Here is an 18,361-nt window from a genome sequence, read left to right on the forward strand (position 1 = left end):
TCAGCCTGCGCGATTAGTCATACCCTCGAACTGGCTTGCGAGTATGCTTCTCATGACCAGCCCAAGTTCATTCCATTTCTGCCAGTCCTGCATATGGATACCCTGTCTATCCAGAGCTGCAATTTGGGAGGGGATGCTGGTAACGAGTGCGGTGATTAGTAATCTGTCCTCATTCGATAGTCTGGTCCAGACATTCCAATCAAATGCATTTGGCTTTGCAAATCTCAACTCGAGTCGTGCTCCTCGCCCATCTAGGGTCTCAGGATACCAATTGCTTACAACCTGTTTGCTCGACTCCGGAAATTCCAGTCTTGGGTTTTGTCCAAAACTTCCATCGTGATCTACCGTCGCTATTCCGTAATCCAAGCGAGACCAGGTGAAGTTACCAATACTAAGATTCTCAATTCTGAACGTGAGTTTTTGGTACTCATGAGTTTGCAAGGTTTCACTCAATTGAATAGCGTCAAACCTAAAAATCCAAGGCCAGTTGTTAAGCCTTTGATTGAGGTTCACTAACCCAGTTCGGAGCACGCCTACATCTTTCTTCTTGAGTCGGCTGTGGCTGAACTCTGAATTTTCCACCAGGGATGTCAAGCGTCGTAGTATTTCTCTGGAGGCGTTCCAGTCGGAAGTTCCAAGATTGCTGATTTCGGCATTCGCCCCTTGATTTACCGGTTTGGATTCAGGAAATATTGTAATGGTATCGCCGTTAGCCAACTTTCCGAATTGAGCGGAGGAGGTCATGCTGTTCGATATGGTTCGCTTTAACACTACACCAGCATCACCATTGCGAAGATGAACCTCTACATATAATTCGGGAATATACGCGCCCGTGATGTAAACGTCTTTCAAGGTCCAGCATATGATTTCTGTTGCAGCTTTCCGCTTGCGGTGGATGTCCTTGACTTCCATTTCCCAGTGGTCGGGCAAAAGAGCTTTGAGCTTATCAATACGTGCCTGCTGCTGAATAGCCTGTTCACTCGTCGCTCTTTGGGATTTGCAAGCCTGCTCAAGCGCCTCTTGCGTCTTATGCAGTTCTACCAGTAGGCCAGAAGCTTCAGTTCTTAAATCCTCCAGAAAACGCGCTTGCTCCTGGATTTGCCTCTCAGCTAGTAAAAGCGCGGAGTTCTTTTCAGCAAAGGCGTGCTGGATTGCATTGATCAACTCTGCGTCTGATTTAATCGAGCTATCCGCAGTACTTGGCGCTGACTTGGTAAAGTTGTTCATCTTCGCTTGCCCGGTTGCCATGATTTTACCTTAATTGGATACTTCATAATTTTGCATGTCGGGTGGGAACTATGTTCTGATAAAATATAACTGCTACTTATCAGCTACGACCGGCTCGTAATATTGTATGGCGGTAATGCCAGGCCTCCATAAGTTCCACTGAGATAATCATGACTCAACGCAGGGTGGTAGTAAGGGTCAGTTTGCTCGGCTATAGACCACTTACCAATAAATCTATGTTGCTCTCTATCTGCCCTGGCTCTCTTTTCCGCGCTGATATCTTTACCGCGACTTGCGGATTCCGCGTGTATTAGTTTGGCAAATGCCGTCCACACTAAATGTAGGCCCGAGCAGCGGATGCGCAGGCAAAGATCTACGTCATTGAACGCAACCGGGAAATCTATTTCATTCAGGCCACCGAGCTCCTCAAATCTTGCTTTCCTCATAAGAAGGCAGGCTGCGGTAACTGCACTTTGACAATGAGTGAGCTGGTTTGTGGCCAAGTAACCCGCATCATGCTCGTTAAGATTGTTGCCTACATGAGCTGCTAAGCCATTTATTCCAGTGATTACCCCGCCATGCTGAACCATTCTGTTTGGCCACAGCAATTTGGCGCCTACAGCCCCAACGCCAGTTCTGAGTGCTTGCGCAACCATCTCCTTTAACCAATCAGCCTCGATAATTTCGATATCGTTATTTACGAGGCCAATCAGTTCACCGGTGGCTAAGCTCGCAGCCCGATTATTAATCGTGGAATAGTTGAATGGGTGGGGATGTGGTAGTACCGTGATTCCTCGCTTGGTGAGGTCAGCCAGGTAGGTCAGGGTCTGTGGGTCGCTAGACTGATTATCAACTACAATAATGTCCAGATTGGGGTAATCCGTGTCGTTCAGCAGCCCTTCGATGCAGGCATGCAACAGCTTGAATTGATCCCGTGTTGGCACGATAAGGCTTACCTGGGGTAGTCGCTCAGGCAGTGGCCAGTGGGCTCTCAATAATGCCGGGTATTCGGCCACTTGGCTTACCGTGGCGCCTGGCGCCAACTGCTGGCACAGCCATTCAACCGCCTGCAGACGCTGTGGGGACGGCTGCTGCTGTTCCGGGCTCGCTGGTGTATGTGGGGCGCGGTGGTAAAGCACGCGGGGCAGGTGTGTAACGCTCGCGTCGGAGTTTTCCGTTGCCAATGCGATGCCGACTGTAAAGTCATACCAGTTTACAGGCGTGTTGACTCCACGGGTCGTGAGGAGCGCCAACGCTTGCTTGACGATGCTCGCACCGAAGATCGCCCCTGGGGTAAAAATGTCAGCACCTATAAACAGGTCGATGTCCCAGACCGGTTTCAGCCAAGGCAGGCTGCGCTCACCCTGCGGACCGTCGCGATCGCAGTCGGCGAATGCCCATGCGCTCCCATCGTCGAGCAAGGCACTCAGGTGCGCCAGCGCCAGAGGCGCCAACCTATCGCCCGCCACCATTGGCAGGATGCGATCGCAGTCGCCTTCAAGCAGTTGAGTGAGCGCAGGCAAGAGGTTGGATGGTGGAGCGATAGCAACTGCATGCGCGCCAGCGTTGCAGGCACCTAGGCTGTTCAGGCTTATTTGTTCCAGTCCCGAATCGCCGTCACTCAGCAGCAGCACCCCCAACTTGCCTTGTAGCGGCGGTAAGGGCAGTGTGTCCAGGCGCTGGAACACCTCGAACCATTGAGGGTAGTGATGCCAGCCTGCACTTTTCGGCAGGCGCATGGTTTGGTCCTTGGCAACCTCAGTCAGCAGGGCCACCGTTGCGGCGTCGTGCGCCGGATCCAATTTCTGGAGCAGCCCTTCAACACCCTCCGGCCAGCAGCACAAACGAATGGGGCTACCTGCCAGTGGCTGGCCAAGATCATTGACGATTTCCAGCACATGCACCTTGCCATCGGCCAACTCCCAAGGCAGGTCGATAGCAAAGCCGTGGTCACTGGTGGCGCGGTACGCCAAGGCCTGGTTGTGCTCATTACATACCGCCCGACCAACCACTTGATCGCCTTCGCGTACCGTAACCTCCACATGTCGATCAGGTGCCTTTGGATCCCAGCACCAACCACCGACACGCAGGCCGCCTGTATGCCAAACCTGGGACGCAATTGAGGCACTGTCGTCACTGGGTGCTGCCGGGAGCGACAGTTGACCGTCCAATTCGAATGACTGGTTGGCGATGCGTGCGGTGATCAAGCATGCCTCGTCGAGCCAGCGCTGGCGCAATTGCACGGCAAAGCCATGGTACTGGTCGCCCATTGGTGCGTTGGGCTCATATTGGTCGGCACGTGCCAGAGCAACGCTGGCTCCATCGATGAACACCTCGATGACAGGCCGGTTTTCCGGTTGCGTGTTGTCCATCGCCCAGCCGTGCAGTACGTCGCCCTGAAGGCCAAGTATGGCGCCGCTGAAGGCGGGCAGGGCGACCGGCTGAGCCGTTTGCAGTTGATCCAGAAGGTGTTCGGTCATCGGAGCAGGCTCAAGGTGAAAGGCAAGGCGGTTAGGGCAGCGGCCCCTGTGTCGCTTGCCAACAAATTGGAGGGGGCGAACAGCGGTATACCCAGCTGGGCTGCCAAGCGAGGGGCCGCCCAGTCGCTGCCAGGATTTTCAGCCAGGCTGAGCACAGCATCACATCCGGCGGCTTGGGCTCGCTCGGCCAAGGTGAAGCCATTCAAGTCGGGCAGCACATGAACGGAACCGGTGGCTTGCAGTTGTTTCAGCAGGGGGCCATCGCTTGGCGCAACCAAACGGATGGACAATTCCGCGCGTTTAATATGCCTTGCAACATCCAGCCAATGCTGGGCAATGCTGGCATCGCGCAGGCTGTCACCAATGACGAGTGATTGAGGCATATGCACAGTCAACCCCCTGGTTACCGCAGTCGCTTCTATTACTAACTTGGAATCTGGCAGCGCATCGCTGTAAACAGGTTGTAGCGCTGGCCATGGCAACTGAACGCTAGCCGCTTCGCGAGCAAAACGCCGCCAGTCATAATCACCCCTCGAATCGAGCAAGCGGTCGTCGTTGCACAGAATGCGGTACGGAATGTCCAGCATTGCCGGCAGATCACATAAGCCAATCGGGCAGCGGGCAAGGTTCTGGAACAACATTGCCTGCAATGGCAGGCTGCGCAGGCATTCGACCAAGTGAGTGAAATCGCCCGGCAGTTCGTACTCCAGATTCAGAGGCAAGGGGCACAATGGGGCGGTCAGCACTACCCAAGTTCGATGACTGCTGTGGTGATAAGCCAAGCTGAAAGCGGCATCGTCATTTGGGCCATCGTGGATGTAGAGCGTTCTGTCCTCACCCATCTGCCAACTGAGATTTCGCTCGCTCGCCGGTTTACGTACCAAGTGCTCAAGGCGCGCTTGCTGTAAAGCCTGGCGTGCAGGCTTGATAGGGTCGCGCAGGCAGAATGCTTGATAGCTGCTGGATGCGTCGGGGTACCGTTGGCGCAAGGTTGCGTTGTTCACCGCCACCCGCATTACCTTCTCGGCACCGAACGAAATACCACCCTGGTGTGCCACAAACACGTTAGGCGCCCCCATGTGCCGCCAGCCTTGGCTGCGGGCGCGCAGGCACCAGTCGGTTTCTTCACCGTAGCCCCGAGCCAGGTGTACTTCGTCCAGGTAGCCCACCTGGTCCAGTGCGGCCCGCTTGATATACAGGCAAAAGCCGCAGCCCGTCTCGATTTCAACGGGTGGGCTGGCCACCTGCCGGGCGAGTTCATCCAGTTCGGCCTGAGCCTTGGCGCTGGGCATTTCGTGGCAGATCTGGCTACGGGGGAAGCTCATGAGCTCGCCGTTATTGGTGAACGGCGTTACCGACGCAATGCGTTTGTCGCTATAAGCAACTGCACGCAACCGATCCAGCCAGGCGCCGTGCACGCGGGTATCAGCGTTGAGCCACACTACGTCCTTGTTCGGGCTGAGGGCCATGGCGCGGTTCATGGTACGGATGAAACCGAGATTGACCGCGTTGTTGATCAACGTGATCTTGCCCTTGGCAGCAAGCACCTTGAGTGCCTTGGCCAGGGCAGGGACCGGCGTCTTGTCTTCGATAACCACCAGGCGGTGCGGGGTGCGGTTCAATTTGCGGGCGTCCAGCGCGCTGTTGATGCACTCCAGTGTTTCCTCAAGGCCGTTATAGACCGGAATCAGCACATCCACTGGGTTGTTTTCGCCGCCACCTACGCTAGCAGGCGGAACGAAGACCGGCATGGCGTAAACCGGGCTGCCTTGCAGGGGCATGCCGTTGGTAAATTGTATGTGCACCGCAGGGGTGGGGTTCGGTACGCTCACCCGCAAACCACCATGGGTCGCTGGGAGCCCCGCTGCACCAAGCAGCGGGTGGGCGGCGCTGGCAGTCGCGTTAATGCGGGCGCCATTGGCTTCAATCTGCAGCGCTGCGGGCGCTTGCAGATTCTGCAAGTCGATCGCCCAGCCCTGAATTTCCTTCTGTTCCGGCAGATAGCGCACAACACCAATAGTGCCCGGAGCGTCGCTTTGCGCCGCCAGCAGCTTGACTACCAACCCGAGCTCTTTACCTGTCTGGATATCGGGCAAGTGGGCCAGGATTGTGCGTCGCAACTCGGCAGGCGTTTCTGACCGGCTACGAGCCTCCCAAAGGGTCAGCCGCAGCGCCAGATCGTTGGGTTGAAGTTTCCAGGCATTTGTAAGGTAGCGCGTGGCCATCTCGAAGTGGCCTTGCGCCAGTAGGCTGCGCCCCACCAACGCGTGAACGTCGGCCCGCTCGGGCAATGCCCTGGCGGCATTGGCAAAATATAAAAAAGCCAGCTCGGGCGTCTGCGGCAAGGCCGCGATGCCTTTCCATACGAGTGCTTCGGCCCGATACTCGGGAACCTGCAACGCACGTTCGAGTGCAGTTGCCGCCGCGTCATGCTCGTTGGCCTGACGGTGGCGGTGGAAGATGCCCATGAGCGTCTCTCGCCCATGGTCGAGTTGTCTGGACATAAGCTTGGCTTGGCTACAGATAATAAAAAGAGGGGCGACCCGAAAGTCGCCCCTTTGGCATATGCCCGGCCCTGAGGCCGGACATACGCAGCGCTACAGCAGGGCTAGTTACACTTGGCCGTGCAGTACAACGACGTTGTCGATGTGAGCGATAGCTTCGGCGGAACCAACGATGCCCAGAGCTACGTCGGCGTGGGTGCCGCCGTTCTCCAGTACAGCTTCCCAAGCAGCTTTGCCAGCGTCGTCAGCAGCACGGCCGGTAGCCGACTGGTACAGAGCGTCAATGAAGTCGCTGTTGGACTTGTCGGTAGCTTCAACCGAACCAACGATGCCTTTGGCAACGTCTGCGCGGCTGGTGCCGTTGAACAGCTGGGACACCCAAGCGTCCAGGCCAGCTTCGTCGGCTTCGCGGCCCAGAACGCTGGTGTACAGGTCACGGACGAAGTCGCCATTGGACTGGTCGCGGTCCTGAGCTTCCTCAGACACAGCGATAGCTGCAGCTACGTCGGCCAGCGAAGCGCCGTTGGCCAGTACAGCCTGCCATGCATCGGAGCCAGCTTCGTCAGCGTCGCGGCCCAGCAGGGTGTTGTACAGGTCGTTGATGCTGGCTTCGGTAGCAGCACCGCCGAACTCGGCAGAGTTCAGGAACTGGTTGGCGATGTCAGTCAGCGAAGTACCTTCGTTCACCAGGCCGGTGAATGCCTTGGCGCCTTCAAGGTCAGCGTCGCGACCCAGGATGCCTTGGTACAGGCGCAGGGCTGCTGCTTCTTCGTCGCTGTGAGCCAGGGCTACAGTGTCACCGTTGGCGAACGACAGGAACTCAGCGTTGCTGATAGCAGCGGTCTGGTTGCCGGTCAGGTTCACGGTGAAGTTGTTGCCGACTGCGAAGTCGTAGTCTTCGGCAGAGCCGTCCAGTTGAACAACGTCGTAACCTTCGCCAGTGTTGACGATGTCAGCGTGGTTGCTGCCGCTCAGGATGACAGTGTCATTGCCCGAACCGGTGGTCACGTTGTTGTTGCCAGCGCCAGCGATAACTACGTTGTCGCCATTGCCGGTAACGATGGTGTCGTTGCCGTCGCCAGCGTCGATCAGGGTGTTCTGGTCGCCTTTAACGGTGATTACGTCGTCACCGTTGCCGGTAGCTACTACCAGTTCGATAGCCGAGGTGTCGACCGCAGCCAGTGCGAAGGCTTGAACGTCGGCAGCTGGGGCAGCAGCTTGGCCTTCCAGGTTCACGACCAGGTTGGCGTCGCTCTGCAGGTGGTAAACGCTGGCGCCAGCAGCTTCAGCTGCGGCCAGGTCCAGTACCACGGTGTCGCCTTTAACGCCTTCAACAGTGCCTTGAACGATGCTGGCAGCACCGGATTCTGGCAGCTGAACGGTAGTGCCGGTGATACCAGCAACCGAAACGGTCTCTGCGTTATCCAGGTTCAGCAGGCTGTTGATGGCCTCGATGGTGGAGTCGGACAGGTTGGCGCTTTCGGCGGTCAGAGTAGCTTGTACGTCGCTGCTCGATACGGGATTATCGTATTGCATGGTGTATTCCTGTTACTTCAGGCCGGTTGGCCTGCTGCAATAGTAGTCTGCTCAGTTGCAGAGTTTTCCCACGGAGACTTAAGGCGGGCAGCGTTCATCTTCGTAACGGGGGTCAGGGCGATATGCAGCGCCACCAGCGGCTCGTTGCCGGTGGGGCCATGCATCATCTGATTGGCGACCAGGCGTTGTGGTTCGGCATTGCCGAACACCACAACGCCAGTCAATTCGTAGTGTTTGCGCAGAGGGCCGACAAGGCTGAAACCAACACACAGTAGTGGTAGGCCCTGCGCCTTGGCGCCGACGAACGTCCCCGTCGACACATTGCGACAAGGCCCTGAGCCAGCCACCATGCAGGTGTAGAGCAAATCTACGCCTACCGGTTTTTCAGCCCATTCGACGGCAAACGATTCAATGAAGTCCTCTGTACCGGGTGCACCTACCCAACCCTCAGTGGAGCTTACCTCTCCCGCCTTTTTCAGGTGGGCGGTAAGCTTGACAGGCAAGGGCTTGGCGCTGGCAGCAATGGCCTGGGCTGGCTCCGCGGTTGCGACAACAGCGTAGGTGCGCATGATGGCCGGCGAGGTGTCTATGCGGTCGATGCGAAGGTCGATTGGGTCGATCACTTCGTCGAACATGTGGTATTCGGTGATCAGAACGGTGGTCACGCCACCTTTGACCCGAGCCACGATGGTATCGCCCAGTTTGGTCAGCATGTTTTTGCTGACGCCCTCGGCGGGGAAGAAGTCGATGGAGCCTTTGCCCAACGGCGCTTGCTGTAGCGCGATGCACACGGGCTTGTCGGCAGGCGGCTGCGAGGCGTAGCGGAAGATGTACATGCCCGGCTCGAGCAGTGTAACCCGGGAACTGATTTTCAGGCCGTCAAGGGTCTGCGAAGGCATAGACATGGCGTTGTTAAGCTCCTTTTAAGCAAAAACACTGGTAGCTAACTTGCTCAAACCCGTGCGTGCACCAAACGGCCGGTGAAGGCTCCCTGCGAGTGGCGAGGATGCCGTCAGAGGGAAGGGTTGTCAACCAAGAAATTTAAAAAAAATTTCATATCCGTCCGGAACTTAGCGCTAACTTTCGCGCTCTCGACGGCCTGGTTTTAGTACCCGACAAAAATAATAGGATTACCTAGGCCAGAGAAAAATATTAGAAAAATCAGCAGCCTACCCAAAGCGCTACGCAGGCTTCGCCTCGCCCTGATTTTTTTGACAAAGACTTGGCAGGAGGGTTTGACCTGCTAGCCGTTTGTCGCCTTGTGTTGCGTCTGGCGAAAGGTGGAGGTTCAGGGCCGGATTGCTTAGCAAAACTTCATGAATAATCGCGGCTGGTCGGGGAACGAGCTGGTTTCCGGATAATCTGAGAGCCAGACGTACCTATGCGGGTGTTACACTGCCTGCCGCTTCCGCCTTCCTCAGTATGGATACCATGAGTTCACAATCCGAAAATAATCTGCAAGCTGCCCTGAAAGCTTGTAAAAGCAGCTTCCTTTCGGTCGGTTTCTTCAGCTTCTTCGTCAACGCGCTGATGCTGGTGCCTACCTTCTTCATGATCCAGGTATCGGGTCGAGTCGTGCCCTCCAGCAGCACTTCAACATTGCTCATGTTGACGCTGATCCTGACTGTGCTGCTACTCACAATGGGGGCACTGGAGTGGGTACGTTCTCGCATCATGGTTCGTATCAGTAACCGTCTGGATGTGTTGCTCAGTCGGGATGTATACCGTGCAAGCTTCAAGCGCGCGCTGACCAGTGGTGGTGCGGATGCAACTGCGCAATCCTTGAATGACCTCACAGCCTTGCGCCAATTTTTTACTGGGCCAGGCTTGTTTGCTTTCTTCGATGCTCCCTGGTTTCCGATTTACACCATCGTGATGTTCCTCTTTCACCCGTGGTTCGGCTGGATGACGCTGGCGTGTGGTGCCGTTCTGTCGGTGCTGGCTGTCGTCAACCACCGTCTTACAGGGCAGGCGTTGGCTGCGGCCAACAAAGAGAACGTGGCTTCCAACGTGGTAACGACCAAGACGCTGCGTAACGCCGAAGTGATCGAGTCTATGGGTATGCTCGAGACGCTGATGAACCGGTGGGCTAAACGCCAACGCAACATCATGATGCTGCAGTCACAGGCCAGTGACAAAGGTGGGATCGTAAGCTCTACCTCTAAAACGTTCCGTATGTGGTCGCAGTCGATCATGCTGGCCATTGGCGCGTATCTGGTCGTTACCCATGAAATCAACCCCGGGTTGTTGATGGCGGGCTCGCTGCTGCTGGGGCGTGCGCTAGCGCCGATCGACCAGATGATCAGCAGCTGGAAAGGCTTTGTCGCAGCCAAAGTGCAATATGACCGCCTCAACAAAGTGATGGATGACCTGAACAATGAGCCTGAGCGTATGCCATTGCCTGCGCCAGAAGGCCATATCCAGGTCGAGAACCTGATCGTGGCGCCCCCTGGTGCCAAAGCTCCTGTATTGCGAAGCATCAGTTTTGTAGCGCCGGCAGGTTCAATCGTGGGCATCGTTGGCCCGAGTGCGGCGGGCAAATCCACGCTGGTGCGCGCATTGATGGGGATCTGGCCGCCGCAGCATGGCGTGGTGCGTCTTGATGGCGCCGATATTGCCAGCTGGGATAAACAGGCGCTGGGCCCGTATGTGGGCTATTTGCCGCAAGACATCGAACTGTTCGAGGGCAGCATCAGCGAAAACATCGCGCGGTTCGACAAGGTCGACCCTGAAAAAGTAGTGCAAGCCGCGCAAATGGCAGGTGTGCATGAAATGATCCTGATGTTGCCAGACGGCTACGACACAGTCATTGGTAGTGAGGGCGTGAACTTGTCAGGCGGTCAGCGCCAACGGATCGGTCTGGCGCGCGCCATTTACGGCAACCCGCGCCTGATCGTGCTCGACGAGCCGAACTCCAACCTGGACGATGTGGGGGAGCGTGCATTGGGTGTGGCACTGCAAAAGCTCAAGGAAACAGGCGCCACGGTATTTATCGTTTCTCATCGCCCCAATATCCTCACCCGCCTGGACCGTATTCTGGTAATGGCCGGTGGCACCATTTCGCTGTATGGCGAGCGCGATCGGGTTATCGCTGAACTGGCCGCCCAGCAAGCCAAGCTTCAGCAGCGTGGTGCGCAAGCGGCGCCTGCCACTGCGCCTACTGCTCCACCCGCGCCAGGTGCTGCCCCTGCTGCCCCAGCGGCTGTTGTGCCCGCCACTACCAGTACTGGCGCTTGAAAGGATTTCTAGATGAGCAGTAAAGCAATTACAAATTTCGACCACAATTTCGATGATATGCCTACGTCGGACCGGGGTATACGCCGGATTGGTTTGACCATCGTCTTTGTCACCTTCGGCATTTTCGGTACCTGGGCGGCGTTCGCCCCCTTGAGCAACGCAGTGCACGGCACTGGCGTGGTCACCGTGCAGAACTACCGCAAGACCGTGCAGCACCTGGAAGGCGGTATCGTCAAAGAGCTGCATGCCCGGGATGGTGACCTGGTAAACAAAGGTGACCCGCTGATAGTGCTGGACGAGTCACAGCTCAGCGCTGAATACGAGTCCACCCGCAACCAGCTTATCGTTGCACGCTATAAAGAGGCACGCCTGCGCGCCGAGCGCGATGGCCTGGAGTCGATCCCGGCGGTGACGATGGAGGGCACCGACTCCAGCCGTGCCCAGGAAGCGTTGGCCGGGGAGCAGCAAGTGTTCAAGGCACGCCATGATTCCTTGCAGGGCGAAATTTCTGTCAACCGCGAGCGTATCCAGCAAATGCAGCAGCAGATTGCTGGCTTGAACGACATGATTCGCACCAAGACAGGCCTGGAGAAGTCCTATTCCGGTGAAATCAAGCAACTGAAAGAGTTGCTGGCAGAGGGGTTTGTCGACAACCAGCGGTTGCTGGAGCAGGAGCGTAAGCTTGACATGCTCAAGACCGAAGTGGCGGACCACCAGTCCAGCATCACCAAGACCAAGTTGCAGATTGGCGAGACCGAACTGCAAATCGTGCAGTTGAAGAAGAAGTTCGATGCCGATGTTGCCAAGGAGCTTTCCGACGTACAGGCTCAGGTGTTCGACCTGCAGGAAAAGGAAGCAGCGCTTCGCGACCGCCTTTCCCGCGTAGTTATCCGTGCCCCTGAAAGCGGCATGGTGCTGGATATGAAGGTGCACACCATTGGCGGTGTCGTCAGTGCCGCAACGCCTCTGTTGGATATAGTGCCAGCACAGTCCGAGCTTGTAGTAGAAGCCAAAGTAGCCCCGCGGGATATCGATCGGCTGGAATTGGGTAAAACTGCGGACGTCCGCTTCTCGGCTTTCAACCAGGCCACTACGCCGATCATCGAGGGTAAGCTGACGCGCATTTCGGCGGACAGCCTGATTGATGAGCGCTCGGGCGATCAGTACTACCTGGTGCGCGTTAATGTCACCGAAGACGGCATGAAGAAACTGGCCGGTCGCAAGCTGCAACCTGGCATGCCGGCCGAAGTCTTGATCAATGCAGGCGACCGCACCATGCTGCAATACCTGCTGAAACCGGCGCGCAACATGTTCGCTGAATCGCTGATTGAGGAATGATCGTGCTGCGTTTGCTACCGGGAGTAATGTTGTGCATGGTCGCCTGGCAGGCGGTGGCTGTGGAGGGGAGGGGTGGCGAAGGCGTTGCTCCGAAGGGCGTGTCGGCTTCTACTTATGCGTTGGACCTGGCCGGGTTGTACCGGGAGGCGCGCCTTGAAGACCCGCGGGTGTTGGCGGCTTACGCACGGGCGCGCTCTGCGAGTGAGCAGCAGCGTGCCGCGCTGGGTGGGTTGTTGCCCCAGGTGTCGGCCAATGCCAACTCCAGCCGCATTCTGCGGAAGAACGAACTCGAGCGCGACATCTACAACACCGAAACCTATTCGCTGAGCTTGACCCAGTATCTGTACAACAAGCCGGCTTGGGAGCGTTACCAGAAGTCCAAGAGCGTAAAGGCACAGAAGGGGTTTGAGGCGGAGGATACCTTGGCGGAGGCTACGGTCGACCTGGCCAAGCGCTACTTCGTAGCGCTGGCGGCAGACGATGAGTTGGCCCTGGTCCAGGCGGAGCGCCGGGCCACCCAGAAAAACCTTGACCGCGTCAGTAGCATGTTCGACCGGCAAATGGCCAAGATCACCGACAAGCTGGATATGCAGGCGCGGGTAGACTTTTTGCTTGCGCAGGAAGTGGAAGCGCGCAACCAGGTGCAGGTCAGCCGCGAGGCGTTGGCCGAGATTGTCGGGCGCCCGATTACCGAGCCGCTTAGCCGGGTTCGTAATGACGTGGCGTTGCAGGCGCCTACCCGCCCCTTGCAAAACTGGGTCACTCAGGCTATCGAAACCAATCCGATGCTCAAGTCGTACCAAAGTGGAGCAGACGCAGCCACAGCGGCGGTGCGCGAAGGCAAGGGTGAGCATTATCCGCAGTTGGGCCTGAGCTTGACTGCGCAGCAGAACGACCAAGGTTATGACAACACCCAAACGCCGCGCAGTGACAGCTATGTAGCGTCGCTGGGGTTGAAAATCCCGATCTACAGCGGGGGTTCCACTTCTGCTCGGGTGCGTGGGCTGTACGATGATCAGCTGGCAGCTGAAGAGCAGTTGGAGGGCGTGCGGCGCCAGGTGGTCAAGGAAACTACCACTGCCTACCTTACCGCTCAGGCCGCTGTCGAGAAAATTCGCGCCAACCGCAATGCGTTGTCATCGGCGCAGCAGTCCAGCCTGGCGGCGCAGAAGGCATTTTCTTTCGGCGTGGTGAATGCCGTGGATGTGCTGACCGCAGTTCAGAACGAATTCAAGGCCCGGCGCGACCTGCTGAAAACTCAGTACGACTTCATCACCAACCTGTTTCTGCTGAACCGCTGGGCAGGGGAGTTGACCGAGGAAAGCGTCCACAATGTCAATGTCTGGCTTAGCCCGGTGCCTGAAACCAGCCTGCCGGGTGGTGATGTGGCGCGGGTCAATGCGCGCGGCTGATTGAGCGCCCGACGGCAGGCAGCGGTCCACATGGGCCCCGCCTTCCGTTTCAGACCTTTCCTACACGCTAGATGCTGGCAAGCCATTGCGCGGGTACTTATCCTTTAGCTCATCAGCTAGGTCGTTCATCCGTTGCACCTTCCCCAAGGCGCTGGCCGGCAAGCCGTAAATGGCACAACCCGCCACGCGGTTATTTTGCGAGTCGAGTCCTCCGTCCGACCTATGTATACTTCCGCATCAAATCTTTACACGCGCGGCAGGAACGGCCCGCGTGGTTCCATTATTTATCCATGCCCGCACGGCACTATCGGAGTTGGTTAAGTCGCATGAAAGCAATCGTTACGGGGATCACTGGTCAAGACGGCGCCTACCTGGCGGAACTGCTGCTGGACAAAGGTTATACCGTTTACGGCACCTACCGTCGCACCAGCTCGGTCAACTTCTGGCGCATCGAGGAGTTGGGTATCCATACCAACCCTAACCTGCATTTGGTCGAATACGACCTCACCGACCTGTCGGCCAGCATCCGTTTGCTGCAAACCACCGAGGCCACCGAGGTATACAACCTCGCCGCACAAAGCTTTGTGGGTGTGTCGTTCGAGCAACCGCTGACCACCGCCGAAATCACCGGCCTGGGCGCGGTCAACCTGCTCGAAGCCATTCGTATCGTTAACCCCAAGGCGCGCTTCTACCAGGCTTCCACCTCGGAAATGTTCGGCAAGGTGCAGGCAATTCCGCAGGTCGAAACCACCCCGTTCTACCCCCGCAGCCCTTACGGCGTGGCCAAGCTCTACGCTCACTGGATGACCATCAACTACCGTGAGTCGTACAACATCTTCGCCACCAGCGGCATCCTGTTCAACCACGAGTCGCCACTGCGCGGCCGTGAGTTCGTGACCCGCAAGATCACCGACTCGGTAGCCAAGATCAAGCTGGGCCTGCTGGACAAGCTGGAGCTGGGCAACCTCGACGCAAAACGTGACTGGGGCTTTGCCAAGGAATACGTTGAGGGCATGTGGCGCATGCTGCAGGCTGACGAACCGGATACGTTCGTGCTCGCCACCAACCGTACCGAAACCGTACGCGACTTCGTTACCATGGCCTTCAAGGCAGTCGGTATTGAAATCAAGTGGAGCGGCAAAGACGAAGCGGAGCAGGGTAGCTGCGCTGCAACCGGTAAGGTACTGGTTGTCATCAACCCGAAATTCTACCGCCCAGCCGAAGTCGAACTGCTTATCGGCAACCCGGAAAAGGCCAAGAACGTGCTGGGCTGGGAGCCCAAGACCAGCCTCGAAGAGCTGTGCCGCATGATGGTCGAAGCCGACCTGCGTCGTAACGAACAAGGGTTCTCGTTCTGATGCAAATGGCCAGCAAACGCGCACTCATCACAGGTATACACGGGTTCACCGGCCGCTACATGGCGGCAGAACTACGAGCTGCTGGCTATGAAGTTTTCGGCACTGGCAGCCAGCCCCTGCAGGCCCCTGACTACCGTCAGGTCGACCTTGCCGATGGGCCTGGGTTACGCGCGTTGCTGGCCGAACTGCAGCCGGATGTCATCGTCCATCTGGCTGCCATCGCTTTTGTAGGGCATGGTGCTGCCGACGCGTTCTATCAGGTCAACCTGATAGGTACGCGCAACTTGCTCGAAGCTGTTGCGGCCTGCGGCAAAACACCCGAGTGTGTGTTGCTTGCCAGCAGTGCCAATGTTTACGGCAACGTTTCCGAAGGGCTGCTGAACGAGCAGACGCCGCCGGCGCCCGCCAATGATTACGCGGTCAGCAAACTGGCCATGGAATACATGGCCAGGCTTTGGTGTGATCGGCTGCCTATCGTTATCGCGCGGCCCTTCAACTACACCGGTGTTGGGCAGGCAGACAACTTCCTGCTACCCAAGATCGTCTCGCACTTTCGCCGCAAGGCCGAAGTGATCGAGCTTGGCAACCTGGATGTCTGGCGCGACTTCAGTGACGTGCGCGCGGTTGTCCAGGCCTATCGTGGCTTGATCGAAGCACGGCCGGTCGGGCAGGCGATCAATGTCAGCTCTGGTACAACCCATTCGTTGCGCGAAGTGATCGGCAAGTGCTCGGCTATCACGGGGCACCAACTCGAGGTACAGGTGAATCCGGCTTTTGTCCGCGCTAACGAGGTCAAAACCCTGTGTGGTGACAACGCAAAGCTGCGGGCCTTGCTACCTGGCTGGGAAACCCCGTCGCTGGATGAAACGCTGGGTTGGATGCTTGCTGATAAATGAAGCTTATCCTTTCTGTAGAGTCGGTGCGCTTTCCGCTTACCGGCATTGGGCGTTATACCTATGAATTAGCCTCGCGGCTGCAGCACGCTGAGGAAATCAGCGAGTTGCGGCTGTTTGCTGGTCGCAAGTTTTTGCCCGAACTGGTTTCACCTTCTGACCAGTCCGACGCTGTGCACGGCCTGAAGCGCTTTGTGCAGAAAAACGCACTGGCTGTGGAAGTGTACCGGCGGCTGATGCCCATTTTGCGCAAGCAAGCGCTGCGCGGGCATGAAGACTTCATCTATCACAGTACCAACTTTTACCTGCCGCCATTTGCAGGTCCGCGGGTGGCGACGTTTCACGATTTGTCGCCGTTCACTTGGGCGCACTGCCATACGCCGCAAATCGCGCGGTATCTGCAAAAGGAGCTTACGCAAAGCCTCAAGCGTGCAGATGCCTTGATTACCGTATCGCATTGCATGCGAAAGGAACTGGCAGACTATTTCAATTGGCCGCTGGACCGGATTCACGCGGTCCCCCTGGCCAGTTCACCACAGTTTCACCCCCGCAGCCCCGCCGATCTGCGCGAGGCCTTGGCCCGCCATGGCCTGGAACCGGGCGGCTATAGCCTGTTCGTCGGCACCATCGAGCCGCGCAAGAACATCGTCTCGCTACTGGATGCCTACAGTCGTCTCCCACTGGCCCTGCGCCAACGCTGGCCGTTGATTCTTACCGGTTACCATGGTTGGCGCAGCGAAGCCATTCATGACCGTATCGCCCAGGCGCAGCAGCAGGGGTGGGCCCGCTACCTCGGGTTCGTGGCCAGCGCAGACCTGCCTTTGCTGTTCGCCGGCGCGCGCCTGTTCACCTTCCCGTCGCATTACGAAGGGTTTGGCTTGCCGGTACTTGAAGCCATGAGCTCCGGGGTGCCCGTTGTGTGCTCCAACAGCTCGTCGCTGCCGGAGGTGGCAGGCCCGGCTGCGCTGATGTGCGCACCTGATGATGTAGAAGGGTTGACTGCATTGTTGCAGCAAGGGCTTGAGGACGAAGCCTGGCGAGCAACGGCGGTGCAGCAGGGCCTGTTGCATGCCGGCGGCTTCTCGTGGGAGCGCTGTGCCCAGGCGACGGTCGAGGTTTACAAGTCGGTCAGGGAAAGATGATAAAGGTTCTGCATTTTTTCAAAACGTACTACCCGGACTCCATGGGCGGTATCGAGCAGGTAATCTTCCAGATTGCCGAAGGGACTCAAGCCCACGGGGTTGAACCTGAAGTGCTCTACCTCAGCCCACGGGGCTCAGGGCGTGACGAACGCGTGGCCAACCACCGCACCCATCGGGCCAAGCTCGATTTGCACGTCGCCTCCACGGGCTTTTCGCTGTCGGCAATGAAGGATTTTGCCGAACTCGCCAGGCAGGCAGACATCGTGCATTACCACTTCCCCTGGCCGTACATGGATGTTGTGCACTTCCTGGCCCGGCTGAACAAACCGACCGTGGTCAGCTACCACTCCGATATCGTCAAGCAAAAGTGGCTGCTCAAGCTCTACCAGCCCTTGATGCGGCGGTTCTTTTCCAGCGTCGATCGTATAGTTGCATCTTCGCCGAATTACGCCGCGCATAGCCCGGTGCTGACCCAGTTCAAAGACAAGGTCGCCATCATTCCCTATGGTCTGGACCGGTCCACTTACCCCGCCGCCAGTGCCGAGAAGCTGGCCTATTGGCGGCAACGCCTGGGCGAGCGTTTTTTCCTGTTCGTTGGCGCCTTGCGCTATTACAAGGGCCTGGATTATTTGCTGGAAGCCGCGCGTATCAACGGCTTGCCAGTAGTGATCATGGGGGGCGGCTTCCTTGAGCATCAGCTGAAGCAGCAGGCGGCGGAGGCGGGGTTGCACAATGTCCAGTTCCTGGGCGGGCTGCCGGATGACGACAAGGCGGCGTTGCTTGAACTGTGCTACGCCTTCGCTTTCCCGTCCCACCTGCGTTCGGAGTCGTTCGGCATCTCGCTGCTGGAGGCGGCCATGTATGGCAAACCGCTTATCTCCTGCGAAATGGGATCGGGCACCACGTTCATCAACCTGGCCGACGAGACGGGGCTGGTAGTGCCTCCACGCGATGCCGCAGCGCTGGCGCAAGCCATGCAACGGTTGTGGGACGATCCGGCCATGGCCCAAACCATGGGAGGGCGGGCGTTGCAGCGCTATGAGCAGGTATTCACCGCATCGGCCATGGCGTCTGGCTATGCCGAACTCTATCGTAGCCTGCTTTAGCTGTTCACCCGCGCAGCCAAGCAGCAAGTCCGGTCGGCCATTGCGGCACCCAAGCGCGTTGCACGGTGGTGGATCGGGCAGTGGTTGCGCTCTGGCAATTTCCGTTTAAACCTGCGCCCCGTTGACTC

General features: G+C 57.7%; 12 protein-coding genes. 7 read left to right on the forward strand and 5 right to left on the reverse strand.

Annotated elements, in window-relative coordinates:
- From GYA94_RS11290 to GYA94_RS11310, 5 genes are all read right to left on the reverse strand, one after another.
- Entirely contained in the window at nt 1-1,248 is a 1,248-nt protein-coding gene (locus tag GYA94_RS11290; protein ID WP_161892328.1) for a hypothetical protein, read from the reverse strand.
- 83 nt (nt 1,249-1,331) lie between these two features.
- Nucleotides 1,332-3,707, reverse strand: coding sequence for a glycosyltransferase family 2 protein (locus GYA94_RS11295; protein WP_161892329.1), 2,376 nt, complete (start codon nt 3,705-3,707; stop codon nt 1,332-1,334).
- Complete coding sequence (locus GYA94_RS11300; RefSeq protein ID WP_161892330.1) at nt 3,704-6,175, reverse strand: glycosyltransferase family 2 protein; 2,472 nt, start codon at nt 6,173-6,175, stop codon at nt 3,704-3,706. The genes GYA94_RS11295 and GYA94_RS11300 overlap by 4 nt, the downstream gene beginning before the upstream one ends.
- 144 nt (nt 6,176-6,319) lie before the next feature.
- Complete coding sequence (locus GYA94_RS11305) at nt 6,320-7,747, reverse strand: DUF4214 domain-containing protein (RefSeq protein ID WP_110677910.1); 1,428 nt, start codon at nt 7,745-7,747, stop codon at nt 6,320-6,322.
- A 17-nt stretch (nt 7,748-7,764) separates the two neighbouring features.
- Complete coding sequence (locus GYA94_RS11310; RefSeq protein ID WP_161892346.1) at nt 7,765-8,646, reverse strand: hypothetical protein; 882 nt, start codon at nt 8,644-8,646, stop codon at nt 7,765-7,767.
- Nucleotides 8,647-9,178: 532 nt separating this feature from the next.
- Between GYA94_RS11310 and GYA94_RS11315 the strand changes: the two genes are divergently transcribed.
- The 7 genes from GYA94_RS11315 to GYA94_RS11345 all read left to right on the forward strand — a co-directional run bounded on the left by GYA94_RS11315 (nt 9,179) and on the right by GYA94_RS11345 (nt 18,233).
- Nucleotides 9,179-10,984, forward strand: a complete 1,806-nt coding sequence (locus tag GYA94_RS11315; RefSeq protein ID WP_161892331.1) for a type I secretion system permease/ATPase — start codon at nt 9,179-9,181, stop codon at nt 10,982-10,984.
- Nucleotides 10,985-10,996: 12 nt separating this feature from the next.
- On the forward strand, nt 10,997-12,322 hold the full coding sequence (locus tag GYA94_RS11320; protein ID WP_161892332.1) for an HlyD family type I secretion periplasmic adaptor subunit: 1,326 nt from the start codon (nt 10,997-10,999) through the stop codon (nt 12,320-12,322).
- A complete protein-coding gene (locus tag GYA94_RS11325) occupies nt 12,319-13,734 on the forward strand; it encodes a TolC family outer membrane protein (protein ID WP_161892333.1) in 1,416 nt (471 codons plus the stop codon). The genes GYA94_RS11320 and GYA94_RS11325 overlap by 4 nt, the downstream gene beginning before the upstream one ends.
- A gap of 326 nt (nt 13,735-14,060) precedes the next feature.
- Nucleotides 14,061-15,092 (forward strand): GDP-mannose 4,6-dehydratase, encoded by a 1,032-nt coding sequence (gene gmd / locus GYA94_RS11330; protein ID WP_161892334.1) that lies wholly within the window; start codon nt 14,061-14,063, stop codon nt 15,090-15,092.
- The gene (locus tag GYA94_RS11335; RefSeq protein ID WP_161892335.1) at nt 15,092-15,988 is read left to right on the forward strand and encodes a GDP-mannose 4,6-dehydratase; all 897 of its coding nucleotides are present in this window, start codon (nt 15,092-15,094) and stop codon (nt 15,986-15,988) included. Before gmd ends, GYA94_RS11335 begins: the two co-directional genes overlap by 1 nt.
- Nucleotides 15,985-17,127, forward strand: coding sequence for a glycosyltransferase family 4 protein (locus GYA94_RS11340; RefSeq protein ID WP_161892336.1), 1,143 nt, complete (start codon nt 15,985-15,987; stop codon nt 17,125-17,127). The genes GYA94_RS11335 and GYA94_RS11340 overlap by 4 nt, the downstream gene beginning before the upstream one ends.
- Nucleotides 17,124-18,233 (forward strand): glycosyltransferase family 4 protein, encoded by a 1,110-nt coding sequence (locus GYA94_RS11345; RefSeq protein ID WP_029885246.1) that lies wholly within the window; start codon nt 17,124-17,126, stop codon nt 18,231-18,233. Before GYA94_RS11340 ends, GYA94_RS11345 begins: the two co-directional genes overlap by 4 nt.
- Nucleotides 18,234-18,361 lie beyond the last annotated feature (128 nt).

Source organism: Pseudomonas juntendi (assembly GCF_009932375.1).
GTDB classification, from domain to species: Bacteria; Pseudomonadota; Gammaproteobacteria; order Pseudomonadales; family Pseudomonadaceae; genus Aquipseudomonas; species Aquipseudomonas juntendi.